This window comes from Polynucleobacter sp. 73C-SIWE (assembly GCF_018882465.1).
Lineage (GTDB): Bacteria > Pseudomonadota > Gammaproteobacteria > Burkholderiales > Burkholderiaceae > Polynucleobacter.
Genome location: NZ_JACVOK010000001.1, coordinates 1,045,733 through 1,072,164, shown reverse-complemented (window position 1 = coordinate 1,072,164; position 26,432 = coordinate 1,045,733). Strand labels below are relative to the sequence as shown.

The 26,432-nt window shown below is 45.8% G+C and carries 22 protein-coding genes and 1 pseudogene; 3 read left to right on the top strand and 20 right to left on the bottom strand.

All coding sequences use genetic code 11. The annotated features are described in order from the left end of the window. Nucleotides 1-39 precede the first annotated feature (39 nt). Nucleotides 40-960: a histone deacetylase family protein gene (locus tag ICN17_RS05575; RefSeq protein ID WP_216236487.1), complete on the bottom strand. Its 921-nt coding sequence runs from the start codon at nucleotides 958-960 to the stop codon at nucleotides 40-42. An 83-nt stretch (nucleotides 961-1,043) separates the two neighbouring features. Here ICN17_RS05575 and ICN17_RS05570 point away from each other — a divergent pair, with 83 nt between their 5' ends. Continuing rightward, complete coding sequence (locus tag ICN17_RS05570) at nucleotides 1,044-2,297, top strand: lytic transglycosylase domain-containing protein (RefSeq protein ID WP_216236486.1); 1,254 nt, start codon at nucleotides 1,044-1,046, stop codon at nucleotides 2,295-2,297. Here the strand turns inward: ICN17_RS05570 and cysM are convergent. The 19 genes and pseudogenes from cysM to gyrA all read right to left on the bottom strand — a co-directional run bounded on the left by cysM (nucleotide 2,294) and on the right by gyrA (nucleotide 24,896). Continuing rightward, nucleotides 2,294-3,205 carry a cysteine synthase CysM gene (gene cysM, locus ICN17_RS05565; RefSeq protein ID WP_216236485.1) on the bottom strand — a complete coding sequence of 304 codons (912 nt, stop codon included), beginning with the start codon at nucleotides 3,203-3,205 and terminating at the stop codon, nucleotides 2,294-2,296. The genes ICN17_RS05570 and cysM overlap by 4 nt on opposite strands. A gap of 41 nt (nucleotides 3,206-3,246) precedes the next feature. After that, a complete protein-coding gene (locus ICN17_RS05560) occupies nucleotides 3,247-3,675 on the bottom strand; it encodes a helix-hairpin-helix domain-containing protein (protein WP_216236484.1) in 429 nt (142 codons plus the stop codon). 133 nt (nucleotides 3,676-3,808) lie between these two features. Beyond that, nucleotides 3,809-4,546 carry an alpha/beta hydrolase gene (locus ICN17_RS05555; RefSeq protein WP_216236483.1) on the bottom strand — a complete coding sequence of 246 codons (738 nt, stop codon included), beginning with the start codon at nucleotides 4,544-4,546 and terminating at the stop codon, nucleotides 3,809-3,811. Continuing rightward, nucleotides 4,536-5,327 (bottom strand): hypothetical protein, encoded by a 792-nt coding sequence (locus ICN17_RS05550; protein WP_216236482.1) that lies wholly within the window; start codon nucleotides 5,325-5,327, stop codon nucleotides 4,536-4,538. The genes ICN17_RS05555 and ICN17_RS05550 overlap by 11 nt, the downstream gene beginning before the upstream one ends. Continuing rightward, complete coding sequence (locus ICN17_RS05545) at nucleotides 5,324-5,761, bottom strand: hypothetical protein (RefSeq protein ID WP_216236481.1); 438 nt, start codon at nucleotides 5,759-5,761, stop codon at nucleotides 5,324-5,326. Before ICN17_RS05545 ends, ICN17_RS05550 begins: the two co-directional genes overlap by 4 nt. A 45-nt stretch (nucleotides 5,762-5,806) precedes the next feature. Further along, entirely contained in the window at nucleotides 5,807-8,968 is a 3,162-nt protein-coding gene (locus ICN17_RS05540) for a CHAT domain-containing protein (RefSeq protein ID WP_216236480.1), read from the bottom strand. A gap of 116 nt (nucleotides 8,969-9,084) precedes the next feature. Continuing rightward, nucleotides 9,085-10,104: an ADP-glyceromanno-heptose 6-epimerase gene (gene rfaD / locus ICN17_RS05535; RefSeq protein WP_216236479.1), complete on the bottom strand. Its 1,020-nt coding sequence runs from the start codon at nucleotides 10,102-10,104 to the stop codon at nucleotides 9,085-9,087. Continuing rightward, the gene (gene rfaE1, locus ICN17_RS05530; RefSeq protein ID WP_216236478.1) at nucleotides 10,101-11,030 is read right to left on the bottom strand and encodes a D-glycero-beta-D-manno-heptose-7-phosphate kinase; all 930 of its coding nucleotides are present in this window, start codon (nucleotides 11,028-11,030) and stop codon (nucleotides 10,101-10,103) included. The genes rfaD and rfaE1 overlap by 4 nt, the downstream gene beginning before the upstream one ends. Before the next feature lie 19 nt (nucleotides 11,031-11,049). Further along, nucleotides 11,050-12,414, bottom strand: a complete 1,365-nt coding sequence (locus ICN17_RS05525) for a UDP-glucose/GDP-mannose dehydrogenase family protein (protein ID WP_216236477.1) — start codon at nucleotides 12,412-12,414, stop codon at nucleotides 11,050-11,052. A 37-nt stretch (nucleotides 12,415-12,451) separates the two neighbouring features. Continuing rightward, entirely contained in the window at nucleotides 12,452-13,663 is a 1,212-nt protein-coding gene (gene lapB / locus ICN17_RS05520; protein ID WP_216236476.1) for a lipopolysaccharide assembly protein LapB, read from the bottom strand. A gap of 66 nt (nucleotides 13,664-13,729) precedes the next feature. Further along, a pseudogene (locus ICN17_RS05515) lies at nucleotides 13,730-14,068 on the bottom strand (integration host factor subunit beta); the annotation flags it as partial. Nucleotides 14,069-14,119: 51 nt separating this feature from the next. Next, on the bottom strand, nucleotides 14,120-15,793 hold the full coding sequence (gene rpsA / locus ICN17_RS05510; RefSeq protein WP_087909260.1) for a 30S ribosomal protein S1: 1,674 nt from the start codon (nucleotides 15,791-15,793) through the stop codon (nucleotides 14,120-14,122). Nucleotides 15,794-15,935: 142 nt separating this feature from the next. Continuing rightward, the gene (cmk, locus tag ICN17_RS05505) at nucleotides 15,936-16,598 is read right to left on the bottom strand and encodes a (d)CMP kinase (protein WP_216236475.1); all 663 of its coding nucleotides are present in this window, start codon (nucleotides 16,596-16,598) and stop codon (nucleotides 15,936-15,938) included. A 4-nt stretch (nucleotides 16,599-16,602) separates the two neighbouring features. After that, complete coding sequence (gene aroA / locus ICN17_RS05500) at nucleotides 16,603-17,919, bottom strand: 3-phosphoshikimate 1-carboxyvinyltransferase (RefSeq protein WP_216236683.1); 1,317 nt, start codon at nucleotides 17,917-17,919, stop codon at nucleotides 16,603-16,605. 8 nt (nucleotides 17,920-17,927) lie between these two features. Next, the gene (locus tag ICN17_RS05495) at nucleotides 17,928-18,809 is read right to left on the bottom strand and encodes a prephenate dehydrogenase/arogenate dehydrogenase family protein (protein ID WP_216236474.1); all 882 of its coding nucleotides are present in this window, start codon (nucleotides 18,807-18,809) and stop codon (nucleotides 17,928-17,930) included. A 14-nt stretch (nucleotides 18,810-18,823) separates the two neighbouring features. Next, nucleotides 18,824-19,942 carry a histidinol-phosphate transaminase gene (gene hisC / locus ICN17_RS05490; protein WP_216236473.1) on the bottom strand — a complete coding sequence of 373 codons (1,119 nt, stop codon included), beginning with the start codon at nucleotides 19,940-19,942 and terminating at the stop codon, nucleotides 18,824-18,826. A gap of 38 nt (nucleotides 19,943-19,980) precedes the next feature. After that, nucleotides 19,981-21,060, bottom strand: coding sequence for a prephenate dehydratase (gene pheA, locus ICN17_RS05485; protein WP_216236472.1), 1,080 nt, complete (start codon nucleotides 21,058-21,060; stop codon nucleotides 19,981-19,983). After that, the gene (gene serC / locus ICN17_RS05480; protein ID WP_216236471.1) at nucleotides 21,060-22,160 is read right to left on the bottom strand and encodes a 3-phosphoserine/phosphohydroxythreonine transaminase; all 1,101 of its coding nucleotides are present in this window, start codon (nucleotides 22,158-22,160) and stop codon (nucleotides 21,060-21,062) included. Before serC ends, pheA begins: the two co-directional genes overlap by 1 nt. Nucleotides 22,161-22,187: 27 nt before the next feature. Continuing rightward, nucleotides 22,188-24,896, bottom strand: a complete 2,709-nt coding sequence (gene gyrA / locus ICN17_RS05475) for a DNA gyrase subunit A (RefSeq protein ID WP_216236470.1) — start codon at nucleotides 24,894-24,896, stop codon at nucleotides 22,188-22,190. A gap of 158 nt (nucleotides 24,897-25,054) precedes the next feature. On the opposite strand from gyrA, the gene ompA reads away from it, so the two are divergent. Further along, nucleotides 25,055-25,639 carry an outer membrane protein OmpA gene (ompA, locus tag ICN17_RS05470; RefSeq protein ID WP_216236469.1) on the top strand — a complete coding sequence of 195 codons (585 nt, stop codon included), beginning with the start codon at nucleotides 25,055-25,057 and terminating at the stop codon, nucleotides 25,637-25,639. A gap of 97 nt (nucleotides 25,640-25,736) precedes the next feature. Next, on the top strand, nucleotides 25,737-26,426 hold the full coding sequence (gene ubiG, locus ICN17_RS05465; RefSeq protein ID WP_216236468.1) for a bifunctional 2-polyprenyl-6-hydroxyphenol methylase/3-demethylubiquinol 3-O-methyltransferase UbiG: 690 nt from the start codon (nucleotides 25,737-25,739) through the stop codon (nucleotides 26,424-26,426). Nucleotides 26,427-26,432: the final 6 nt, after the last annotated feature.

Genomic DNA, 26,432 nt, shown 5'->3' with positions numbered 1-26,432 from the left:
CACTTTCAATAACAGTTTTTTTAATTCGGTTGGTATCGCTTAAAGATCAGCTAACGCCTTGACATGAGCCACCACACTTCGACCCAAAGCAGAGAGGTTATACCCTCCCTCTAGGCAACTCACGATGCGATTTTGTGCATAGTCTTTTGCAATTTCTTTGAGGCGTTTTGTAATCCAAACATAATCATCCTCAACTAAGCCCATTTGACCCAAGTCATCTTCGCGATGTGCATCAAACCCAGCGGAAATAATGATGAGCTCGGGCTCAAAATTACGCAGGGCAGGCAACCAGCGCTCCTCCACAATGGAGCGCACTACGTCGCCGCGAGTAGTTGCAGGCAATGGCACATTCACCATATTGTCTGAGGGATCTAGACCGCTGTATGGGTAAAAAGGGTGCTGGAAAAAACTGCACATCATCACATGAGGGTCGTTGATAAATGCCGCTTCAGTACCATTGCCGTGATGTACATCAAAATCAATGATGGCGACACGCTCTATACCGTAGGCTTCTTGTGCATAACGAGCTGCAATGGCAACGTTATCAAACAAACAAAAGCCCATCGAACGGGTTGGCTCAGCATGATGTCCAGGCGGCCTTACAGCACAGAAAACATTTTCAACTTCACCCTTCATCACGGCATCAACCCCTGCGATTGCAGCGCCTGCTGCACGTAAGGATGCTCTATAGGTATGAGGGTTCATGATGGTGTCACCATCCAGCATGAAATAGCCACTTTCTGGCGCGCGATCTCTCACAAATGCCACATGGTCTGGGCTATGCACTAATTCCAGTTGGTCTTCAGTTGCTAGGGGAGCATCCAAATGATGAAGAAAGCGATCTAAACCGCTACGAATCAATTGATCATTGATCGCCTGAATACGCTCGGGGCACTCTGGGTGGTGACTTCCCATCTCATGTTTTAGAAAATCTGGATGAGTTATGTATCCTGTTGTCATTGCTCTTAATCCTTAATAGCAAAACTCTTATTTTTATAATCTAATAAAATGTGTTTATTTCTCAAAAATCGACTAAAGCGCACATGAATCTTCGCGCCTCCTGCTTACTACTAGCTCTCGCTCTTGCTGGCTGCTCTAGCGCGCCAACACAACCAACTAAGCCAGAGCAATCCATCGTAAACCAAGCTGATGATGCAGCCTCTGAAGTGCGGTTTAGTCAAAACATCAATGAACTCCTAAACCAGGTTTCCCAAACCCAAGAAATCCCTCTACAAAGCCTAGAATCAGGCTTTCTTGATGGTAAAACGATTCCTTCAATACGCAAATTGGTATTACCCCCATCGGGGACTTTTAAGAAAAATTGGCTGGCATACCGCAAGCGCTTCATCGAACCAGTTCGCCTGAAGGCTGGAAAGGCCTTTTGGGATGAAAACCAGGCATTTTTAAGTCAAGTGGAGCAGGATTCCGGAGTCCCCGTCGAGATCATTGTTGCCATTATTGGCATTGAGACCATTTATGGGCGCCAGACCGGTAATTTTCGAGTTAAGGATGTCTTATCAACCCTAGCGTTTAGCTACCCTGAGACGGTCAATAAGCCAGCCCGTGAACAGCTTTTTAAGGATCAACTGAAAGAACTCATTCTTCTATGCTGGACTGAAGCCGGTGGAAAGTTGCCAGCAAAGAACAGCATCCAGGGCGTCAACAGCGCTCGCTTTAGCGCTTGCCTCAATCAAAATAGCTCCTATGCTGGCGCCATTGGTTTACCGCAATTCATGCCCAGCAGTATTCGCAGTTTTGCAGTCGATGGTGATGGCGATGGAAAAATTGATTTAAAGCAGAGCCCCAAAGATGCAATTGCCAGTGTTGGTAACTTCATGAAAATGCATGGCTGGCAAAGCGGCATGCCAATCTCTTTTTCCGTGCAATCTAAAGGCATAGCGGCCGCCAAAGAGCTCGCTGATGGACAACCAGAACTAAAATATACGGTTCAAGAGCTGATTGAAAAAGGTATTTTGACCAAGCAACAAGGTGATTTGCAAAGCGGTGGTGTTGAACCCAGCAGCAAAGCATTTATTGTGGATCTACCCTACCCAGATAAAGATGGTTCAGACCAAGTCCAGTATTTTGTAGGCTTAAATAACTTTCTGACAATTGTTCAATACAACCGCAGTTATTTCTATGCACAAAGTGTTGCTGAGTTTGCAGAAGCCTTGGGATACAAGAATCAAAGCGTAGTGCCAGTCGAAAATACTGGTAAAGCAAAAGACGCCAAAAGTACTAGTGAAAAATCGAAGCCAAAAAAATCTAGCGCAAAGAAAAAACCTAAAGTAAATTAAGCTGGGAACACACCGGTAGATAGGTAGCGATCGCCACGATCGCAAACAATAAAGACAATCGTAGCATTCTCAGCCTGACGTGCAATGCGCAGAGCCACTACCAAAGCACCGCCAGCTGAGATACCGCAGAAGATACCCTCTTCGGCAGCTAGACGGCGAGCCATCTCTTCCGCATCGGCTTGTGTGACATATTCAATGCGATCGACTTTATCGCCCTGATAAATCTTCGGCAAATACTCTGGAGCCCATTTACGAATTCCCGGAATTTGCGAGCCCTCTTCAGGCTGCGCACCAATAATCTGAATGGCAGGATTCATTGATTTGAGATAAGTCGACACACCAGTAATCGTTCCAGTAGTTCCCATTGCAGAAATAAAATGGGTGACTTGACCATCAGTATCGCGCCAAATCTCTGGTCCGGTAGTTTCAATATGGGCCCGAGGATTATCTGAATTGGCAAACTGATCCAATAATCTACCGCGCCCCTCTCGTTGCAGTTGGAGAGCATAATCGCGCGCAAACTCCATACCACCAGAGGCGGCTGTCAGGATCAACTCAGCTCCATAAGCAGCCATACTTTGACGGCGTTCAATGCTTTGATTCTCTGGCATGACTAATACCATCTTGTAACCTAACATCGCGGCTGTCATAGCCAAAGCAATGCCGGTGTTGCCACTAGTTGCTTCAATCAAGGTATCACCGGGTTTAATTTCGCCACGCTCTTGCGCACGCATGATCATCGACAGCGCAGGTCGGTCCTTCACCGACCCGGCTGGATTATTTCCTTCTAACTTACCCAAAATCACATTATTGCGAGTCGAGTTCTCGAGCCCGGGAATACGTTGCAACTGAACTAAAGGCGTATTGCCTACAGTCTGTGAAATAGTGAGGTAAGAAGGTTTGCTCATAAGGCCATTTTAGCCATAAGCCCACCTACACGCGGAAGGGTTTAATTTCTGCGACCTGCTCCCGCACGCTCCGGCTGATGGCGATGACTATTTTGATTACGAGAATGGCGTCTGCCAGAGGCGCTGCCTTCCTTCTGAGTTCTGCCATTGGGCTCCCGAAAAGAGCCAGGAGCCTCAATCGTTAAACCGTTATCCACCATCTTTTCAACGGATCTCATCCCAATGCCGCGGACTCGTTTCTGTAAGTCATTGGCATCTTGAAAGTGACCGCCATCCAAACGCTCAGAAATAATGGTTTTTGCCTTAGAGGGTCCAATCCCCTTAATGCTCTCTAACTCTGATTGAGTAGCAGTATTAACATTAATTGGGGATGCATTAGCAACACCAAGGGCAGAAACAGTCAACACTGCAGCAAGTCCAGCAGATCTCACTAAACTAGTTACAACACTAATATTCAAATATCGACTCATACGTTCTCCAGTAGTAAATAAAAAATCCACGAACACAAAGTGCGCATGGATCGTTTACAACGAATGGCTATGAGTATGGTTGACTTAAAACTTGAGTAGACGCAGTAATCAGTAAAGTCTGATAGGGGACTATTTATTGGCCCAGAATAAATTTGGCAGCACGCTTGACTAGCTCTGGCTCAGTTTGATTAAAGCCATGATATCCAAATGAATCGCAAACATTACCTTCACTGATGCCACCTTCAATAATCTCTAGTTGAGAAATATAGCTTTTAGGTCTTGATGAAATAATGTATTCAGAGGCGGAAAGAGGTGTACCAGCGCACTGATCATTGATATGATGAATTGCCAAAACGGGAAACTGAGGGTCGCCACTCAATCTGGCGGTTCGTACCGTCCCCGCAATAATAATTCCGGCTAGTGAGTTTGTTTTTACTTGATTTGCATAATATGTAGCGGTAGATGTCCCCATGCTATGACCAAAAATCCAAATCGGTAAGCCAGTTTTACTTTTATAAAAACTAAGCACTTCACCCACTCTTTTGAGATGATCTTCTTGATCTCTACGATCACCCCTTTTTAGATCGCCTAAGTCATATGGAGTGTCGACTAGCACGGCATCAATCTGATATTGTGCCCAGAGGTCAATTGAACGGACAAAGGTATGGCGATTTCTAGTCGTGCCGTCATCTTTCAGACGTAGCATGCCTCCGCCACCTGGAAATAACAGAACTAGGGCTTTTGGATTTTTAGCATCAACCAAAAGTGTACGTGTAGGGACATCCTGTTGATGCGGAACATCAAATACCTGCCCATGAGCGGCAATACTAATTTGACATAGACACCATGCCAATAAAAATCTAGTTACCAATGATTCCCTTAAGACCGGTATAAATCGATACAGCAGTAGTGCCTAATGCAACAACCGTTCCACCATACTCTTGCAATTTTTTCATTAAGCCATGTACATTTTTTATAGATGCTCCGCCATCCTTTAGGTTTAACGATGCAACTTTCATCATCGAATTTACAAGACCAGCCCTTCTGGCTCTTTGCTTGGCCAAGTATGAAACTCTCCCCAGCAGCATGCCCGTTAAGAAACTAAACGCAATGCTGGCGGAATACTCCAATACCTCTTTCCATTCAAATAGATTCTGGGGTAATACAGGAGTTTTATCCACCAGGCTCGTAATCCAACTCATGCCAATGACTGAGGAGATCGCCAAAAAAATTACCCCAATAAACCAAGGAAATAATTTATATGCGCTCTTATTAAATAATGCATAAGCAAATGGCAGGGGCAGGACCATTGAAATAATGCGCAGATAGAGCATCTTGGTGTCGTACACCACCACAATCAACCAATGTGCTGAGAGTAATAGCAGTAATGGGATGATGAGATATAAAGCAATATCTGATATCCACTGCAATGAAGACCTTTTTTCCAGCTTTTGATTTTGCTCATCCAATAACTGTTCTAGCTCAGCTATTCTGAGCTCATAAAGCGCTGGGCTTGGTGCTGCTGCTAATTGACCCTCTAGATCTGCAACCTTCGCCATCATTGGCTTAAATAAATAGAGGTCGCGACTACAGGTTTTGCAGACGTAAGCCTCATCAGAAACTTCTGAAAGGCAATAAGGGCAATTCATCATTTATTGACTACTAAATTTAATACTGAATTAGTCTCACGACCTTCAGAGTCTTTAACAGTGACTCGTATTGTGTGCGTTCCTGGAGGAACTTCTGCTTTTGCAAAATCAATACCATTGGCTGAGATTGCATTTTTAAGGCGCGGGGTGAGATCCACAAAGGGTGACTTCATATAAACCACCTTCACAGAGCTGGGGTCAATCTTTGCATCACCGCGTGGCTCAAAGTTCACTTTGAAATCAAATGGAGCAGCTACCGGCGTATCAGCTTCTGGTGATGTCAACTTAATCGCAGGGCCACGAGAGATTCCACGCGTAGCTAAAGTGCCAGCAGCTGGTGGAAGGGCTGCCTCTTTTGCGCTAATCAATGGCGCAGCGATCACCAACTGAGAAAAAATGAATAAGAAAGAGGTGAGTAATAGTTGAGTCAATTTCATAAAAAACTTTCAATAATTAGAGTTACTCAATGGATAAATCTTAAATCAATCTCCAACCACTACGAATGGGGCCCAGAACAAGGGGTGAGCATAAGCGTACTTCATGTTACCGCCTTCCTTCATGCCGCCCTGGTCAATTTGGTTGAGCATTGCCTGCCTTAGGAGCTCAGCCTTGCTAGTTCCCTGGGCTTTTTGCTGACTTTTAAAGAGGTCTGTCATTAAAGCTCGAGAAGCGACTGAATCTACTGGCCAGTTAGAGACTAACAGTGCTTTAGCACCCGCAAAGAAGAAGGCTCTCCCAAGACCTGAGACTGCCTCAGAACCAGCACCCTCACCGGCAGCGGTATTACAAGCAGAGAGTACTACCCAGTCAGCATCTAACTTTAACGCAATTACCTTATCCATAGTCAGAAGGCCGTCATCTTTGTCACCCGTTACGTCAGGAGACGATAGTGCTAGCGCAGGTTGAGTTAAGCCATTAAGCTCTCCAGGCACTAAGCCATGCGTAGAAAACATGACGACTTTGCGATCTGATAAATCCATTGAAGTTACCTGCTTCACGCTAGCTTGTTTATGCAAAAAGATATCACCAGGCTGAGCGCCAACTACCTTAGCAATTTCTTCGATTTCTAAACTAGTGTCAGGTAAACGCGGGAGCAGGGCTAACTCTGCTGAACTTACTCCAGAAGTCTTAGGTGCACTTCTTAATTTCAAAGGCATACCTCTTGTTGCAAACTGTGTTAAAGAACTTTTTTGAGCACTTTTTTCCTGAGCACTACTGAAGTAGGGGTCACCAAAACCAACGAAATTCTTTCGATTAGGATTGCCCTCAGGAAGACTTCTTAAAGCCGTGAGAGCAGTTACAGAAGGTACCTGAGCAACTGCGATATCTCTCGTAAGCCATGGAACTGACTTATAGCCAGCGAAAGCAATTGCACCACCTTTTGCCGGCTGATTTGTTGCACGAGTAACTAACAACGATATTGGCAACTGACCCAGCTCTGCATGAGGTACAACTAACATAACTTTTTTGCCTTTAAAGCCTGCTTCTACTGGTGCCAAAATTTCCTGATAAAGCTTAAACGCCAATGCAACATCAAAAGGGGGGATTTCATCAATTGTTGATACACCAGGATCGAGCGCTTTTCGCAATTGCGCCACTTCCTTAGCCATTTGCTTCCGACCAATTGATAATTGTGAAAACTGGGCTCCCTGCTTGCTGATAGCCCAAACATAGCCAGTATTTTCAGAAAAATACCACGATACAAGCACCTCATCAGCCTTCAATAGCCGCTGGGTTCGCTCAATTGAAGCGGGCTTAGGCTCAACCAGCTCCGCATAGTCAGGAAACTTTTTCTCAATCTCTTTTTTAAGCGCTTCACGCTGTGATTTAAATGCCTCTATGTCTGACCGAATCTTGCCTTGAACTGCAGGCAATTGCTGATCGGGAGATGCTGAACGTAAGCCCGTTAATAATTCTGAGAGTGTATTAATTCGCCTTTGTAAGTCCTGCTCCTGCCTTGCAAGACCCGCCAATTGAGGATCTTTAATACTTGCACGAGCAGCACTAGCAGTAAGAGCTCTCTGAACACCGCTCCCCCTAGCAATATCAGCAATCTGAAAAGCCTGTGCTGCTGCAGTCGCAGCTTGGTTAGGATCGGTTTTTGCCGTATTTGCCAATGAGGCTAAATAACTCTCCAAAAGAAAGGTCATGCGTTGTTGTTGCTTAATACTTGTTGTGTCGTTCTCCGCATCATTACGAGCTTGATCGATCAAGATAGGCATGGATAACTTATATGCAGCGTCTGCCTCAGTCCATTTATTCTCGGCCTGTAAGCTTGCCGCATCAAATGCCCGAATCATAGCCAATCGAGGAGAATTTCTATCGGCGCTAATCTCCTGCCTCTGAAGCATACTACTCACCATCTCATTAGCTTGATTAGATTTGCCAGTCTTGAGCATTGCCAGCACCCAATCCAGATCCCCAAATTGATAACTTTTCGCCATCTCTGGGTCCGTTTTAATCCCAGCAGCCATCTCCTCAAAAACTTGATTGGCCTCAGCATATTTTCCATCGGCCACAAGCGCGGTGCCTAATGACCTCTGGGCTGAGGCAAGGGTAGAATTGGCGCCTGTCGCTCCTGCAGCCTTAACTGTCGCCAGTGATAATCTTGACAGTAAAACGGCCTCGGCATATCTCCCTTGCTCGTTGACAATGATAGCTAGACTTCTTAGACCACGAGCAACTTCAATCGAATTTGAACCAAAGCTAGATAGAGAAAGAGTGATTGATTTTCGAGCATAGTACTCAGCATCAATTAATTTTCGCTGCCGCAGTAGAACATTGGCTAAATTTAATTCTCTGTTTAAAATTTGGCTAACATAAATTCGGGGATTATTAGAGGCATCAGCAGCAGATCTAGCCTCATCTCCGACAACATCGATTTTTATTGAACTATTTTTAACTTTTTGATACTGGGCTTCAAGAAAGTGCAGCGTTTTTCTAAGGGATCGCTCGCTCTCTACCCATTGACCTTGGCCTGAAAAATATATACCCCGCGCACTTTCATATGCTGCCTCCCAATTAGGCCCATATTCCATATATACTCGGGACCTTTTTAAGTTGCTTAACGTAACATTCATATTCTCAAGTGTTTTTTGGGCTGCCTCAAAGTTACCTGAATTAACATAGTAGCTAAGTAATAATCTGCCCATAGACATCTGAAAACCACTCGAGTTAGGTAAAGCTGATAACTGATGTGCTTGAGCTTTCTGAATGAGGGTGATAGCTTTTGACTGCTGACCAACTGAACTTTCCAATATACTCAAATGAATCAAATCATTCAAATAAAGTCGAGGATTGTTAGATGGGTATTGAGTAACGGCAATCTCTAGATTTTTTAGAGCCTCGCCGGTACTTCCTAGATCCTCAAAAGCTGCTGAGCGCCTAGTATAAAAATGGTTTAGAACTTCATTATCTTGTGAGGCAGGCAAAGGCATTGCCACTACTTTTTGCGCACGTTCAACAATCGCTAAGTCTGGTTTGGTTTGCTCCACCAGTTTGAGGATGTCTTTAATATCTCTAGGTGGAGCTTTAATACCCTCAATATCCACTTCTTCCTTGATAGTTGTGGCCAAGGCGGTGACTGAGAACAACAAAATTCCGCAGCCAATCAAGAATGAAGGGATTAAAGTGTGCTTACGCATAGGATTCCCCTAGTTTTTATAAGGGGTATATTAGCTCAAAACTAGTATGGGAGCGCTTAGCGCTGTCTTCTAGCTATCCTTCAAGATTAGCATCTATAAAAGATGCTTTTTATAGCCTAAAGGGGATTAGCTAAGAAACCAGAGTTCGCCTCTAACCATTCAATATAGCGACCTACACCCTGCTCAACATCTAGGAAGGACTCTGTGTAGCCAGCAGCTCTGAGCTTGGTGAGATCAGCTTGAGTAAAGCACTGGTACTTACCTCTAAGTGCATCTGGGAATGGAATGTACTCAATGGCTTTTTCTTTTACTAATTCCTGCAATGTTGCTGGCTTGGCTTTATCAAGCTTACGCATTGCATTAGCTACGGCGTGAGCAACATCATTAAAGGGTTGTGCACGACCACTACCTAAATTGAAGATGCCGCTGATTTCCGGGTGATCTAAGAAGTAGAGATTTACTTTTACAACGTCCTCAACTGAAACAAAGTCACGACTTTGTTCGCCCGGACCATAACCACCATATTCACCAAAAAGCTTTACATGGCCATTGGCCTTGTACTGGTGATATTGATGAAAAGCCACAGATGCCATACGACCTTTATGGGACTCGCGTGGACCGTATACATTGAAATAACGGAAACCAACTACCTGAGTAGCATTTGCCTTTTCTGCAAAACGCTGACGCATAACTTGATCAAATAAGAACTTAGAGTAGCCATAGATATTGAGTGGTTTCTCATGCTCACGACTCTCTACAAAAACATCGGAGCCGCCGTAGGTGGCTGCTGATGAAGCATACAGAAGTTGTACTTTTTGAGCAGTGCAAATATCTAGCAAGTCCATGGTGTAGCGATAGTTGTTCGCCATCATGAAAATGCCATCAGTCTCCATGGTGTCAGAGCAAGCACCCTCATGAAAAACTGCTTTGACCTTACCAAACTTGCCACTTCTAAACGCCTCTAGGAACTCATCTTTATCAAGATAATCAATGATGTCTAGGTCAGCAAGGTTACGATACTTATCGGCGGGACGAAGATCATCAACCGCAATAATATTTTTTTCACCACGCGCATTAAGCGCTTGAACAATATTTGCACCGATAAAACCAGCAGCGCCAGTTACGATAATAGTCACTGTAGTTCCTCTGAAGTAACGGTTGCAGTTCCAAGTTTGCCAACAACAATACCGCCAGCCCGATTTGCCAAAGCTATTGCTTTCTCTATAGGCCACTTCGCAGCTAAAGCAACAGCTAAGGTTGCGATGACGGTATCACCAGCACCAGACACATCAAACACCTCGCGTGCCTGCGCATTGACGTGGCTAACACCAGCTTCGGTATATAAACTCATACCCTCTTCTGAGCGAGTCAGCAGCAATGCCTGAAGATCTAATGACTTTCTGAGTGCTTGAGCCTTATTGGCGAGATCCTCTTCGCTAGTCCACTTGCCAACTACCTGACGCAACTCACTGCGGTTTGGAGTTAAGACAGTAGCGCCACGATACTTTTCGTAGTCCTCGCCCTTAGGATCAACCAAGATAACTTTGTTCTGCGCCCTAGCCTGCTCAATCATATGAGCCACCTGACCTAACGCCCCCTTGCCGTAATCAGACAAAATCACAACATCAGCGCTACCAACTAATTTTTCAAAACGCTCTAATTTATGAGCCAAAGCCTTTTCACTAGGGGTCTCTTCAAAGTCAAGGCGAATTAACTGTTGCTGACGAGCAATCACACGCAACTTCACAATTGTTGGTACATCGACATCAATTTCTAGCTGACTATCAACGCCACCTGATTTCAATAAATCGACAACCCGCTTGCCAGGCTCATCATTACCAACAATACCGAGAATGGTTGTATTGGCGCCTAATGCCGCAACGTTACGAGCAACGTTCGCCGCTCCACCTAAACGCTCATCGATCTTGCCAACCTGTACAACTGGAACAGGAGCCTCAGGAGAAATCCGATTGGTATCGCCAAACCAGTAGCGATCAAGCATGACATCGCCAACCACTAATAAACGGGTTTTAGAAAACTGGTCTCGGTTCGCTTTTTCCATAGGACTATTTTGTATTTTCTTAATTATGTCGCCCAATACCGTAGTACTCAATACCCAGTTCCTGCATAGCACCTGGTTCATAGAGATTACGGCCGTCAAAAATGATTGGGCGCGTGAGTTTTTGCATCACTTGGTCAAAGTCTGGACTACGGAAAGCCTTCCACTCAGTCACAATCACCAGTGCATCGCAACCCTCTAAGGCTGCCATTGGGCTATCCACCATGGAGACTTTCTTGAGACCCTCTGCATTGGCCTTGAAATCCAAATCCAAACAATGCTGAGCTTCTGGCATCGCCACTGGATCATGAGCAACCACTGAGGCGCCGCGCTTTACCAACTCTTGAATGATCACGCGGCTTGGAGCCTCACGCATATCGTCAGTATTGGGCTTAAATGCCAAGCCCCAAAGCGCAAATTTCATGCCCTTAAGATCTTTACCGAAGCGTTTTTCGATCTTTTCAACCAAGATGTATTTCTGGAGTTCATTCACCGCTTCTACAGCATCCAGAATCTTGAGATCTCTGCCATACTCCCTAGCCGTTTTAGATAGAGCCGAGACGTCCTTTGGAAAACAAGAGCCACCGTAACCAGTTCCTGAATATAAAAATCCATAACCAATACGGGAGTCAGAGCCAATACCTTGACGCACAGCTTCAATATCCGCGCCAACTAAATCTGCCAAGTTTGCCAACTCATTCATAAAAGAGATGCGAGTAGCTAACATGGCATTTGCCGCATATTTGGTTAACTCTGCACTCTTCACATCCATGTAATAAGTACGTTCATGGTGACGATTAAATGGTGCATAGAGCTTGCGCATCTGGTCTTTAGCACGCAAGCCTGCTGGCGTATTTTCTGTGCCAATGACGATCCGGTCAGGGCGCATAAAGTCTTCTACTGCTGCGCCTTCTTTTAAAAACTCTGGATTAGAGACTACCGAACACAAGTCAGCTGGCTGCCCTCTTTTTTCTAACTCCTCTTTGATGGCGGCGGATACCTTATCTGCAGTACCGACTGGCACAGTAGATTTATCGACAATGACCTTAGGGCTGGTCGCATGACGTCCAATATTACGAGCGGCGGCAACAACATATTGGAGATCAGCAGAGCCATCCTCATCGGGAGGTGTACCCACTGCAATAAATTGAATATCTCCATGGGCAACAGATTCGGCAATATCGGTAGAGAACTGCAATCTACCTGCGGCACGATTGCGTTCAATCATCTCTTTCAATCCCGGCTCATAAATAGGAACGCCACCAGAATTCAAAATATCAATTTTTTTAGGATCTAGATCTAAGCAGAAAACATTATTACCCTGCTCTGCTAAGCAAGCGCCGGTAACTAAACCTACGTAACCGCTGCCGATGATAGTGACTTTCAAATGAACTCCTAATTAATCTCTAATGTATTGAAGACAATTACATTGAAGGGCCGCTTGGTGCAGCTCCTTCAGTACGTCTTGGGGAGTATGCCTCCCAATGATTACAACCAGGACACTGCCAATAAAATCTCCGCGCCCTAAAGCCGCAATTACCACAAGTATATCTAGCTAGACTGGTAGTGCGCTGACGTAATAGATTCAGAATCGATTGCAACTCCAGGACTCTCTCTGGATTGGCGCTACCCTCTTCTAAAGCCAGGCGAGTTTCAGCCAACTTAGATAGCGCACTTAAACTAGGTGAATGCTGCATGACATCAGCAAGCATGATGTTGGCTGCTTGAGGCCCCCGAATGTGCATCAGCTGCTTATGCACTAGATCTAACAACTCACCAGAAGCCTGAGTCTTTAGCAAATTACACAGAAGATCCAAACCTGCATCAACCTGATGAATTGCAGTATGAGCAATCATCCAGCGATCTGCCAATAAATGCATATAAGCCGGATGAGATGCGGGCACTAAGCCCCAAGCATCAATTGCTTGTGCTGGACGTTCCATGGCCATTAAGTAATCACCCTGCAAAATCAATGCACGAGCATGATTCGGCACTGCTTGCAAAGCTCTTTGTATTGACTGCTCTGCTTCCTGCAGATCTTTGCGACGTAAGGCCTCTTGACCTAATTCACAATGAAACTGGGCAATCTCAGTTTGATGAGATTTGCCTTGCAGCGTCTCTAATTCATGGGCAGCAATGATGGCTTTTTTCCAATCACGCTCAACTTGATACATTTCAAGCAAACTTTCTTTTGCCGGAACTGCAAACTTACCTTCACCCACACGATTTAATGAAGCTTCAGCACGATCTAGCAGACCAGCACGTAAAAAATCACGGCCTAATTCGTAGGCAGCATGATCACGATCGCGCGGCTTTAAGTCATCGCGATTAGCTAGATGCTGATGCACCTTAATGGCTCGTTCAGTTTCACCGCGGCGACGGAATAAATTACCCAATGAAAAATGTAGCTCAACCGTTTCAGGATCTAATTGCGCAATTTTGACTAAGGTTTCAATCGCTTGATCTGGCTGCTCATTTAATAAAAGACTTAAACCTTTAAAGGTTGAGCGCTGCTGACGCATGCGCTCGCGCTCATCCATACGGTTCTCAAGACGCAAATCCCAGCGCGATGCTAACCACCCAATACCGAACATAACCGGTAGTAGCAATAGCCAAGATGTCGCTATCTGAATCATGGCGTACAGAAATTAAATAAAAAAATGGCCCGTATGGACCACTGAGGATGAGCCTGAATGTTAGGCACCGGAACCCTCTTTGGGGCCCGCCTGTTTCAGTGGCTTATAGTCCACTCGCTCGCGCAACTCTTTGCCAGGCTTGAAATGCGGAACGCGTTTTTCTGGAATCAAGACCTTATCTCCAGACTTGGGATTACGACCAGTGCGCGCAGGACGATGGTGAAGTACAAAACTTCCAACGCCGCGCAACTCAATACGCTTACCCTCAGCCAAAGCATGAGTCATGGTGTCCAGCAAAGTTTTTACTGCTAGCTCCACATCCCTAGGTAAAAGCTGCGGAAATTGTTCCGCGAGGCTCTCCACTAGTTCGGAGCGAGTAATGGCTTGTTGCTCTTGATCTGTCATGATCTATCAAAAAAGATCGCCGCTCTCCTAATGGAAAGCGGCGATATTGCTTTAACCCTGATTGTCCATTTTTGCTTTTAACAAAGCACCCAAATTGGTTGTGCCAGACTGCGCATCACCCTGGAGCTTGCTCATTGCATCTTGTTGATCAGAACTGTCTTTTGCTTTGATTGAAAGATTGATTACGCGTGACTTACGATCAATATTAATGATCATTGCAGTAACGCTATCGCCTTCTTTCAATACATTGCGTGCATCTTCAACGCGATCGGTTGAGATCTCAGAAGCGCGCAAATAAGCTTCAACTTCATCAGCCAAGTGAATAGTTGCACCCTTAGCATCAACAGCCTTCACAGTACCAGTAACAAGGCTACCCTTGTCGCTTACGGATGTGTAGTTGTTGAATGGGTCACCAGACAATTGTTTGATACCCAGAGAAATACGCTCTTTCTCAACATCAATTGCCAATACGGTGGCTTCAACTTCATCACCTTTTTTGTATTTCTTAACAGCTTCTTCGCCTGGTTCATTCCAAGAGATATCAGAAAGATGAACTAAACCGTCGATGCCGCCAGGCAAGCCAATGAACACACCAAAGTCGGTAATCGACTTAATTGCGCCAGTAAGCTTGTCGCCTTTTTGTTGAGCGCGTGAGAACTCTTCCCATGGATTTGCTTTGCACTGCTTGATGCCCAAGCTAATGCGGCGCTTGTCTTCATCAATATCCAGAACCATTACTTCAACTTCGGTTCCTAATGCAGTAGCTTTACTTGGAGCAACATTCTTGTTAGTCCAATCCATTTCAGAAACGTGTACCAAACCTTCGATACCAGATTCGATTTCTACGAATGCGCCGTAATCAGTCAAATTAGTTACTTTGCCGAATAAACGGGTGTTCGGTGGATAGCGACGAGCGATACCAACCCATGGATCATCACCAAGTTGCTTCACGCCGAGTGAAACACGGTTCTTCTCTTGATCGAACTTCAAAATCTTTGCGGTAACTTCTTGACCAACAGTCAACATCTCGCTTGGGTGACGCACACGACGCCATGCCAAATCGGTAATGTGCAAGAGACCATCAATACCACCGAGGTCAACGAATGCGCCGTAATCAGTGATGTTCTTAACGAGACCAGTAACAACTGCGCCTTCTTTAAGGTTAGACATCAACTTAGCACGCTCTTCACCTTGGCTAGCTTCAACAACCGCACGACGTGACAACACTACGTTGTTACGCTTACGATCAAGCTTGATAACCTTGAACTCCATCGTCTTACCTTCGTAAGGACTGGTGTCTTTAATTGGACGTGTATCAACGAGTGATCCAGGCAAGAATGCGCGGATACCGTTCACCATCACAGTCAAGCCGCCTTTGACCTTACCGGTAACAGTACCGGTAACGATCTCAGCTTGCTCAAGAGCTTTTTCCAAATTCATCCATGATGCCAAGCGCTTTGCTTTGTCACGGGAGAGGATAGTGTCGCCATAGCCGTTTTCAAGGGCATCGATAGCAACAGAAACGAAATCGCCAGGAGCTACTTCAATCTCGCCAGCGTCGTTATGGAATTCTTCAACAGGAATAAACGCTTCAGACTTTAAGCCAGCGTTAACAACGACGAAGTTATGGTCGATGCGAAGAACTTCAGCCGAAATAACTTGGCCGGTCTTCATATTCGATCGGGTTAATGATTCTTCAAATAATTCTGCAAATGATTCAGACATGTGTATTCACTTTGTGCCGTCAGAAGGCCCGACGGGTTAGATTAAAAAAGCCTTAAAGAAACACGCTAATGAAATAATCGCGTTGTGGAGTTTCTTAAGACACCAAAACTACCTCTACAACTCACTACTACTACTGATAAAACTAAGCAATCGCAGATTGATACCAATCCAAAACTGTCTTAACTGCTTGATCTATCGATAAATCTGATGTTTCAAGCACTTTTGCACCATCTGCAACTAGTAAGGGTGCGGTACCACGACTACTGTCTCTAGCATCGCGCTCCTGCAAATCTTGCAGTAAGTCGGTAAGTTTAGCAGAAATTCCCTTAGCTATCAATTGCTTATAGCGTCGTTCGGCTCTGGCAGCTGCTGTTGCAGTCAAGAAAACCTTCAAAACTGCATCTGGGAATATAACGCTAGCCATATCCCTGCCATCCGCTACCAAGCCTGGAGACTGGCGAAAACTATGCTGTAGACCCACTAAAGCGGAGCGAACCTCGGGATGAACTGCGACTGCGGAGGCTCTCAAGCCAATGCTCTCAGTACGAATGAGATCTGTAACATCCTCACCGTCCAAGAAAATATTGCTATTTTTGAATGAAATCAATAACTTAGCGACTAAAAGGCCTAATTCAGGGCCATTTTTAACATCGATACCCTGTTTTTCGCTAGCCAAAGCAACCAGCCGATAAAGAGCGCCGCTATCCAGATAATGAAACCCCAGCATTTCTGCCACTAATGAAGCAACCGTGCCTTTGCCTGATGCAGTCGGTCCATCGATTGCAATGACTGGGTAAGCACTCATGAAATCAGCTCACTACCTTTGAAAATTCAGCAAAGTAAGTTGGGAAGGTTTTGGCTACGCAATTGGGATCATTGATCTTGAGCGCATTTGGACCAAAAGCTGCCAGCGAGAAACACATCGCCATGCGATGGTCATCATAAGTATCAATGCCTTCGTTGGGCGATTTCCAATTGCCTTGCGATGGGGCATTCACAACAATATAGTCGGCACCCTCTTCAACAACCGCACCAACTTTTTTTAATTCTGCTGCCATGGCAGCGATACGATCCGTTTCTTTCACGCGCCAACTCGCAATATTATTCAAGCGTGTAGGGCCTTCGGCAAATAGGGACGCGATAGCGAGAGTCATCGCTGCATCTGGAATTTCTGTGCAATCTATTGTGATCCCCTTGAGTTTGCCATTGGCATTTTTTACGCCAGACACCTCAATCCAATCCTCACCAGCAGAAATATTGGCCCCCATCAATGCAAGCGCATCAGCAAATGCCACATCACCCTGAATACTGTCATTGCCGACACCGAGCACTCTTACAGGGCCAGCACCAATAGCTCCGAGCGCTAAGAAGTAGGAAGCAGATGAAGCATCTCCCTCAACCGATAACTGACCAGGACTCTTATAAACAGTATCCGACGTTTTTGCTGGAATCACAAATGACTGCGCATCAGGGCAAGCAACTGTTACACCAAAGCGTGCCATTAATTTCAGGGTGATATCAATATAAGGACGTGAAATGAGCTCGCCAATCACTTCAATGCGGACAGGATCCTTTGCCACTAAGGGCAAAGCCATGAGCAATGCAGTCAAGAATTGGCTCGATACATCACCACGCACTTTAACGACATCCTTAATCTGAATATCTGCCGCTAAGATTTGAATTGGCGGATAACCTTCTTCTAATTCGTACTCAATCTTCGCTCCTACTTGACGGAGTCCATCAACCAAATCCCGAATCGGTCTTTCATGCATACGAGCAACACCAGATAGGCGGTAGTTACCGCCCTGCATTGCTAAAGCGGCAGTTAACGGACGCATGGCCGTGCCTGCATTACCCAAAAAGAGATCACCTTCTTGGATAGGAAATTTGCCACCACAACCTTGGACCACGCAAACCTTATCAGCTTGATCAATGACGGATAGGCCTAGTTGACGCAAGGCATTACGCATGACCTGTGTGTCATCAGCATCTAATAAATTCTTTAACGTAGTAGTGCCTGTTGAAAGCGCGGCCAGTAGAAGTGCGCGGTTTGAAATACTTTTGGAGCCAGGCAAAACAATCGAGCCCTGAGCTCGCGTGAATGGACCAATCTGAATGCTAGGCAAATGACCCATCAAGCCTCATCCAAGTTTTGTCGTGCTTTACTTGCCTTGTTGAATAGCTTTTCTAGGCCCGCGCCATCATTCTCGGCAACCAATGTACGCAGGTGATTCACGATCAATAAATATTGGTCTAACTCTTTCAGAATGGCAGTCCGATTACCCAAACAAATATCACGCCACATTTCTGGGCTAGAGGCAGCAATCCGAGTGAAGTCTTTAAATCCGGCGCCGACATGATCTAACTTTTGATCAGCATCTTCTGAGTTCACCACACTGGCCATTAAGGCATAAGAAAGTAAGTGTGGAAGATGAGATACAGCCGCATAGATAGCATCGTGCTGTACGCTGCCAATTTTTTTCACCACTGAACCCACTGACTCCCAAAAACCAACGATCAAGGTCGTGTCTTCAGGTAAATTCTCTTGCAAAGGACAAACAATCGTTTGCTTGCCCTGAAATAAATCTACCTTTGCAGCGCTAGCCCCATGCTGCGCACCACCGGCAATCGGGTGGGCTGGTACAAACTGACAAGCCTTCTTGCCTAACACTTCTTTAGCTGCCAAGATGACATCGCCCTTAGTGCTACCAGCATCAGTAATCATGGTGCGAGATTCAAGATGGGGCTCCATCACTTCAAAGGCAGCGCGCATTTGTGCAACTGGCACGCAAAGCACAATCACATCAGATTGTTTTGCTGCTTCAACTAAATCTACTACACCATCAATCGCACCCATCGTTTGCGCTTGATCTAAATTTGCCTTACTACGACCAACACCCAAGACCTTAGTTACCACTCCCGCTTTCTTGAGAGCTAAACCTAAGGATGCCCCAATCAAGCCAACACCAACAATGGTGACTGTGCCGTAATTACTAGCTGGATTAATGATGGTCATAGATCGATATCTCTTTAAGCCAGGATGGCTTTTAGCGCCTCAATGAATGCTGCATTCTCTTGAGGCAAGCCAATCGAAATCCGCAACCATTGCGGTAGACCATAATTACCAACTGGTCGAACAATAATGCCGCGTTTGAGTAACCCCAAATTAATACGCGCGCCCGCCTGATCATCATCACCCACTTTAACTAGAACAAAGTTTCCAGCAGATGGTAGGTAAGCGAGATTTAATTGCTCAAATGCTTTAGTAAGCTGCAGATAACCAGCACGATTTAACTCGAAACCTTCTTGCAAAAATGCTTTGTCCTGAAAAGCTGCAATTGCAGCAGCCTGGGCAAGACTGTTCACATTGAAGGGCTGACGAATACGATTGAGTAAATCTGTTAAGTGAGGTTGGGCAACACCATATCCAATTCGTAGCCCAGCAAGGCCATAGGCTTTGGAGAAGCTGCGTGACAAGATCATATTGGGGAAGCACCCTACCCAAGCAATTGCGTCATAGCGCTGCTCTGGTGTGAGATATTCGTTATAAGCTTCATCCAAGACAACGACAACATGTGATGGCACTGCCGTCAGAAAATCTTCAATTTCTTTTGCACTGAGATAACTGCCAGTGGGATTATTAGGATTGGCAATGAATGCTAATTTTGCTTTATCTCCAGCCGCTTTAATTGCCGTTAACATCGCCGGCAAATCATGACCATAACTTTCAGTAGCAGCAACTTCAACAGCTTTAGCACCTACCGCCTGGGTTGCTAGGGGATAAACAGCAAATGCATGTTTAGAAAAGAATACTTCGTCGCCCGCTTGTGCAACAGCACGTGCCGCTAGTTCCAGAATGTCATTACTGCCATTGCCGAGCGTAATCCAATCGGTTGGCACACCCAAGGAGGCAGCAAGAACATTCTTAAGCTCAAAACCATTCGAGTCTGGATAACGACCTAAGTCACCTGCCGCCTTGAGCATCGCATCTTTCGCCGACTTTGGCATACCCAATGGATTTTCATTGGAAGCCAATTTCACAATCTTGTGTTCGTCCAAACCATACTCACGAGCCACCTCACTGATGGGACGTCCACCAACATAAGGTGCAATAGCATGAATGTGTTTAAGACCAATCTTAGATGTCATTTGGCTTTATTAATGTATTTACTAATTATCAAAATTACTTAAGCAGAGTGCGGATAAGACCCCAGGTTCTTATAAAACGCTGCAGTTTCTTTTAATTCCTCTAATGCCTTCACCACTTTGGCATCATCTGCATGTCCGGCGATATCAATGTAGAAGTGATATTCCCAAGTGCCTTTGCGCGCCGGGCGAGACTCAAAACGGTTCATCGAGACACCATGCTTTGCTAAAGGAGCAAGTAAGCGATGAACTGCGCCTGGCTGATTATCAACCGAGAGAACTAAGGATGTCTGATCTTTACCAGTTGGCTGGCATTCATAAGCACCAACGACGACGAAGCGAGTGCGGTTATGCGGATCATCCTGAATCTGCGCAGCAACTGCTTGTAATCCATAAGTCTCTTGTGCAGGATCACCAGCAATTGCAGCCAAAGTTGGATCACTGGCAGCTAAGCGTGCCGCCTCAGCATTACTACTGACAGCCTGGCGCTTTAAATGCGGAGCATGCACACTCAACCATTGTTGGCACTGAGCCAATGCTTGTGCATGAGCACACACTGTTGTCACGCCATCCAGATTTCCAGTTTTGGTTAAGAGGTGATGACGAATCGGCAGCACTACTTCGCCGCTAATGCGCATTGAAGAGTCTAATAACAAATCTAATGTCCGTGAAATAGCGCCTTCACTAGAGTTTTCAACTGGCACAACACCAAATTGCGCAGCGCCCTTCTCAACTGACTTGAAGACCTCATCCAGGCTTGCGCAGGGTAAGCCAACAATCGAATGACCAAAATAGGTTTGAGCGGCCTGCTCGGAGAAGGTGCCTGCTGGCCCAAGATAAGCAATCGTTTGACGAGCTTCTAAAGCTCTGCAGGCGGACATAACTTCACGCCAAATAGCTGCAATCCCATCGGGCAATAAAGGTCCAGCATTGATTTCTTGAAGACGAGCAACAACCTGGCGCTCACGCTCAGGACGAAACACTGGCGATGAAAAACCACCTTTAACATGCCCAACCTCTTGCGCTGCTTTAGCACGCTGCGTCAGCAAATCTAAAATCTCTGCATCTAATGCATCGATTTTTTCTCGCAGGGGAGCTAAGCGCTGTTCTTCAGTACTCATTAAGCCCGCCTTTCAAAATCACGCATAAATTCAATTAATGCTTTAACACCTTCTATGGGCATCGCATTGTAAATACTTGCGCGCATGCCACCTGCTGCTTTATGACCGCGCAATGCAACCAAACCAGCAGCGCTTGATTGCGCCAAGAACTCCGCATTCAAAGACTCATCTTTTAAGAAGAAAGTGACATTCATACGAGAGCGATATTGCTTTTCAACACGATTCTCATACAGGCTACTTTGATCTAAGAACTGATAGAGCAAGTCAGATTTTTCTTGATTGCGCTTTTCAATAACCTTAACACCGCCCTGCTTAAGAAGCCACTTAAATCCGAGGCCAGCCATGTAAATCGAGAAAGTCGGGGGCGTATTAATCATCGATTGGGTGCCGGCCTGGACAGCCCAATCCCAAATCAAGGGAGTGATCCCCATAGAGTGACCTATCAAATCTTTGCGAACAATCACAATCGTCACGCCGGATGGGCCAATGTTTTTCTGAGCGCCGCCGAACCAGACACCACATTGAGTGACATCCATTTCCTTAGAAAGGATGTTGCTAGAAATGTCTGCTACTAAGGTGGTGGTGGTACCAACATCAGGAACATCTTGAAACTCAACACCACCAATAGTCTCATTCGCACAGTAAAGAACATAAGCCGCATCATTCGATAACTTCCAAGTATTTCTTGGAGGAATGGTGTTGAACTTCTCTGCAACAGAAGTTGCAGCTAAATTTGCTATGCCATACTTTTGCGCTTCTTTATATGATTTTTCTGACCATACGCCAGTAACGATGTAATCCGCCTGAGGACCATTCTTAGCCATAGGCATCAGATTCATTGGAATGGCTGCATTCTGCCCCAGGCCACCGCCTTGCAAGAGCAACACTTCATAGTTGCTTGGAATATTCATCAAGGTGCGCAGATCCTGCACTACCTCTTCATACACTTCCATGAACTCTTTACTGCGATGGCTAATCTCCATCACGCTTGTGCCGAGACCTCGCCAATTCAGCATTTCATCAGCCGCCTGCTTCAATACCTCTTCAGGCAAAGTAGCGGGCCCCGCAGCGAAATTAAAGATGCGGTGGTCGAAGCTCATAGTCTTAGCTAGTCTAGTAGTGACGCTTTACGCATCACCTGCCGCATCAGAAGTGGAATCAGTTGCTGGATCAGCAGAGATATCACCCTCTTCTAGCTCATCGCCCTCGTCATCCGAATCACTTTCAGCAATGCGTTGCAAGCCAGATAAGCGAGTACCTTCATCAACGTTGATCAAAGTAACGCCTTGGGTTGCGCGACCCATCTCACGAATTTCAGAAACACGTGTACGCACTAAGACACCGCCAGTAGTGATCAACATAATTTGATCTTCTGGGGATACCAATGCAGCGGCAACCACTTTACCGTTGCGCTCAGAGGTCTGAATCGCAATCATTCCTTTGGTACCACGACCATGGCGGGTGTACTCAGCAATTGGTGTGCGCTTACCGTAACCATTTTCAGTGGCAGTTAAGACGCTACTTGGAATTGCAATACCATTAGCATCAACTACTGCGGCTTCAGCACCTTCAGCAGCCTCTGCTGGAGCAACCAACATCGCAATCACCTGATGACCATCACCCAGATTCATGCCGCGTACACCGCGTGCAGTTCTTCCCATTGGACGGACATCATTTTCATCAAAGCGCACTGCTTTACCAGCATCAGAGAACAACATCACATCGTGCTGGCCATCGGTAATCGCTGCGCCAACTAGGAAGTCATTCTCATTCAAGTCGACAGCAATAATGCCGGCCTTACGAGGGTTAGAGAAGTCAGATAAGCGGGTCTTCTTCACTGTACCCAGGCTGGTTGCCATAAAGACGTAATGATCATCTTGATACCCCTTAATCGGGAGAATCACAGTGATCTTTTCACCTTCAAACAATGGGAACATATTGACGATTGGCTTGCCGCGTGAAGTACGACTGCCTTGCGGCACTTCCCAAACTTTGAGCCAGTACATACGGCCACGGTCAGAGAAGCACAGAATCGTATCGTGTGTATTTGCTACGAATAAAGTATCAATCCAATCTTCATCCTTAGTAGCAGCAGCTTGCTTGCCGCGACCACCACGTTTTTGCGCACGGTATTCGCTGAGCGGCTGACTCTTCATATAACCAGTATGTGAGAGTGTTACCACCATATCTTGCGGCGTGATTAAATCTTCTGTGAAGAGTTCAGTAGCATTCATTTCAATGAATGAACGACGCCCACTATCACCACCAGCTTTACCAAACTCGGCTTGAACTTCTTTGAGCTCACTCTCAATGACAGAAGTAACGCGTTCTGGTTTTGCTAATAAATCTAACAAGTCAGAAATCTCTGCCATCACTTCTTTGTACTCATTAACAATCTTATCTTGCTCAAGACCTGTCAAACGTTGCAAACGCATTTGCAAAATCTCTTGCGCTTGACTATCAGAGAGGCGATACAAGCCAGTAGTCTGCATACCGTACTCAGGCAACAAACCTTCAGGGCGATAAGCGTTACGGCCACCTGGCGTATTTGTCTCAGCACGCGCAAGCATCTCACGCACCATTGAAGAATCCCAAGCTTTACCCATCAACTCTTGCTTTGCAATCACAGGGTTTGCAGCAGCTTTAATAATCGCAATAAACTCATCAATGTTTGCGAGTGCAACAGCTAAACCTTCTAAGACGTGACCACGCTCACGCGCTTTACGCAATTCAAAAATAGTACGGCGCGTAACCACTTCGCGGCGATGCTGCAAGAAGTACTCGAGCATTTGCTTCAAGTTGAGCAAGCGTGGCTGGTTATCCACCAATGCCACCATATTCATACCGAAGTTATCTTGGAGTTGCGTGCTCTTATACAAATTATTGAGAACAACCTCAGGCACTTCGCCGCGCTTGAGTTCAATCACAACACGCATACCGGATTTATCTGACTCATCACGCAAATCAGAGATACCCTCAACTTTTTTCTCATTCACCAACTCAGCAATACGCTCGAGCAAGTTCTTTTTATTAACTTGATATGGCAACTCATCAACGATGATCGCTTGGCGTGCACCTTTGTCGATATCTTCAAAATGAGTCTTGGCGCGCATCACTACGCGACCACGACCAGTGCGATAGCCCTCGCGAACTCCTTGAACGCCGTAAATAATGCCGGCGGTCGGGAAATCGGGTGCTGGAATGATCTCAATGAGCTCGTCAATCGAGCACTCTGGGTTATAGAGGACGTGCAGACAGGCTGTAACCACCTCATCTAGGTTATGAGGAGGAATATTAGTTGCCATACCCACAGCAATGCCTGAGCTGCCGTTAATCAGCAAATTGGGCACTTTTGCAGGAAGAATCAGGGGTTCTTTCTCGCTACCATCGTAATTTGGCCCAAAATCGACGGTTTCCTTGTCCAAATCGGCCAAAAGCTCATGGGCGATCTTGCGCAGGCGGATCTCCGTATACCGCATTGCAGCAGCGTTATCGCCATCTACGGAGCCAAAGTTGCCCTGGCCGTCAACCAGCATATAGCGCAGGGAGAAATCCTGGGCCATACGTACGATGGTGTCATACACCGCAGAATCACCGTGCGGATGGTATTTACCGATTACATCGCCAACTATACGGGCAGATTTTTTGTAAGCTCGGTTCCAATCGTTGTTTAATTCATACATTGCGAATAAGACCCGGCGGTGAACCGGTTTGAGGCCGTCACGTACGTCTGGCAGGGCTCTGCCGACGATGACGCTCATAGCGTAGTCCAAATAGGACCGCCGCATTTCGTCTTCGAGGGATATTGGTAGTGTTTCTTTAGCGGCTTGTTCCATCTATAAATAATATCATTTTGATGACAGGTAGCCCCTATGCTAAGATTCTGTCAGTTTGTACGAAATTGAGATGTGTCGCTTTGCGGTCTTTTGCTTCAAAGTAGGGCGAATTACATTTAAGTTTGACTTTAATTAAAAAAGAGATTTGAGGACTAAAAATGAACAAAACCCTAAAACTGGTACTTGCTGGTGTAATTTCTGTTGCTGCTACTGCTGCTTCTGCTCAAAACGTTGACAACTGGGTCAACGCGACTGGTACAGCTTGGAAAAACGGCGACGGCACATTGTGCTGGCGTGATGCTAGTTGGACTCCTGCAACTGCAGCTAAAGGCTGTGATGGTGCCTTAGCTCCTAAGGCTGCTGCTCCTGCTAGATCTGGCGTTAGCCAAAGCAAAATCACTTTGCAAGCTGACACACTCTATGACTTCGACAAAGCTACATTGAAGCCAGAAGGTCAAGCTACATTGGATAAGATCGCTAGAGATTTGAGCAAGATCAAGTTAGAAGTCATCATTGCTGTTGGTAACACTGACAGCGTTGGTTCAGATGCATACAACATGGCCCTCGGTCAGCGTCGTGCGCAATCCGTTAAAGCATACTTGGTAAGCAAGGGTGTTGACGGTAGCCGCATCTACACAGAATCAAAAGGCAAGAGCAATCCAGTTGCAAGTAATGCAACTGCTGAAGGCCGCGCTAAGAACCGCCGCACCGACATCGAAGTTGTTGGTACAGCTGCTAAGTAATTCACTTTACTTGTAAAAAAGCCCGCTTCTTGCGGGCTTTTTTATTTCCGCTATATTCATAGAATCCTTTAATAGCCCTATACAAAGCCAAGCTGCCATGAACGTCGACCAATCTGAAATTGCTAAATTTAGTGCTCTAGCCCATCGTTGGTGGGATCCCAATAGCGAATTCAAGCCACTTCACGCTATCAATCCATTGCGCCTGAATTGGATTAAATCCTTCGTAAATCTAGAGGGTAAAAAAGTCGTAGATATTGGTTGCGGCGGTGGCATCTTAGCTGAATCTATTTCTCAATCTGGTGCTGACACCACTGGCATCGATCTTTCTGAAAAGGCGCTCAAGGTTGCTGAGTTGCATGCACTAGAAGTCGGCGCAAAGCTCACCTACCGCTCTATCTCAGCAGAAGCATTGGCTGATGAACAGCCAGAGCAATACGATGTGGTCACTTGCATGGAGATGCTTGAGCATGTGCCAGATCCCGCCTCCGTAGTTCGTGCCTGCGCTAAACTTTGTAAACCCGGCGGCACGCTTTTTTTCAGCACCCTGAATCGCAATCCAAAGTCCTACTTATTCGCCATTATTGGGGCCGAATATATTCTCAAACTGCTCCCCAAGGGTACTCATGAATACGCCAAATTCATTAAGCCATCCGAACTTGTTGCATTCACCCGCAATGCAGGTCTAGAAATGATCGGCATCAAAGGTCTTAGTTACAACCCTCTAACTCAGGTTTATAGCTTGAGTGATGATGTCACCGTCAATTACATGATTGCCGTTCGGAAGTGACCCCTG

Excerpts from the sequence above, each read along its gene's own strand:
- ICN17_RS05575 (WP_216236487.1), bottom strand. The coding sequence starts at position 960 with ATGACAACAGGATACATAACTCATCCAGATTTTCTAAAACATGAGATG.
- ICN17_RS05570 (WP_216236486.1), top strand. The coding sequence starts at position 1,044 with ATGAATCTTCGCGCCTCCTGCTTACTACTAGCTCTCGCTCTTGCTGGC.
- cysM (WP_216236485.1), bottom strand. The coding sequence starts at position 3,205 with ATGAGCAAACCTTCTTACCTCACTATTTCACAGACTGTAGGCAATACG.
- ICN17_RS05560 (WP_216236484.1), bottom strand. The coding sequence starts at position 3,675 with ATGAGTCGATATTTGAATATTAGTGTTGTAACTAGTTTAGTGAGATCT.
- ICN17_RS05550 (WP_216236482.1), bottom strand. The coding sequence starts at position 5,327 with ATGATGAATTGCCCTTATTGCCTTTCAGAAGTTTCTGATGAGGCTTAC.
- ICN17_RS05545 (WP_216236481.1), bottom strand. The coding sequence starts at position 5,761 with ATGAAATTGACTCAACTATTACTCACCTCTTTCTTATTCATTTTTTCT.
- ICN17_RS05540 (WP_216236480.1), bottom strand. The coding sequence starts at position 8,968 with ATGCGTAAGCACACTTTAATCCCTTCATTCTTGATTGGCTGCGGAATT.
- rfaE1 (WP_216236478.1), bottom strand. The coding sequence starts at position 11,030 with ATGGAAAAAGCGAACCGAGACCAGTTTTCTAAAACCCGTTTATTAGTG.
- lapB (WP_216236476.1), bottom strand. The coding sequence starts at position 13,663 with ATGATTCAGATAGCGACATCTTGGCTATTGCTACTACCGGTTATGTTC.
- rpsA (WP_087909260.1), bottom strand. The coding sequence starts at position 15,793 with ATGTCTGAATCATTTGCAGAATTATTTGAAGAATCATTAACCCGATCG.
- cmk (WP_216236475.1), bottom strand. The coding sequence starts at position 16,598 with ATGAGTGCTTACCCAGTCATTGCAATCGATGGACCGACTGCATCAGGC.
- ICN17_RS05495 (WP_216236474.1), bottom strand. The coding sequence starts at position 18,809 with ATGACCATCATTAATCCAGCTAGTAATTACGGCACAGTCACCATTGTT.
- hisC (WP_216236473.1), bottom strand. The coding sequence starts at position 19,942 with ATGACATCTAAGATTGGTCTTAAACACATTCATGCTATTGCACCTTAT.
- pheA (WP_216236472.1), bottom strand. The coding sequence starts at position 21,060 with ATGAGTACTGAAGAACAGCGCTTAGCTCCCCTGCGAGAAAAAATCGAT.
- serC (WP_216236471.1), bottom strand. The coding sequence starts at position 22,160 with ATGAGCTTCGACCACCGCATCTTTAATTTCGCTGCGGGGCCCGCTACT.
- gyrA (WP_216236470.1), bottom strand. The coding sequence starts at position 24,896 with ATGGAACAAGCCGCTAAAGAAACACTACCAATATCCCTCGAAGACGAA.
- ompA (WP_216236469.1), top strand. The coding sequence starts at position 25,055 with ATGAACAAAACCCTAAAACTGGTACTTGCTGGTGTAATTTCTGTTGCT.
- ubiG (WP_216236468.1), top strand. The coding sequence starts at position 25,737 with ATGAACGTCGACCAATCTGAAATTGCTAAATTTAGTGCTCTAGCCCAT.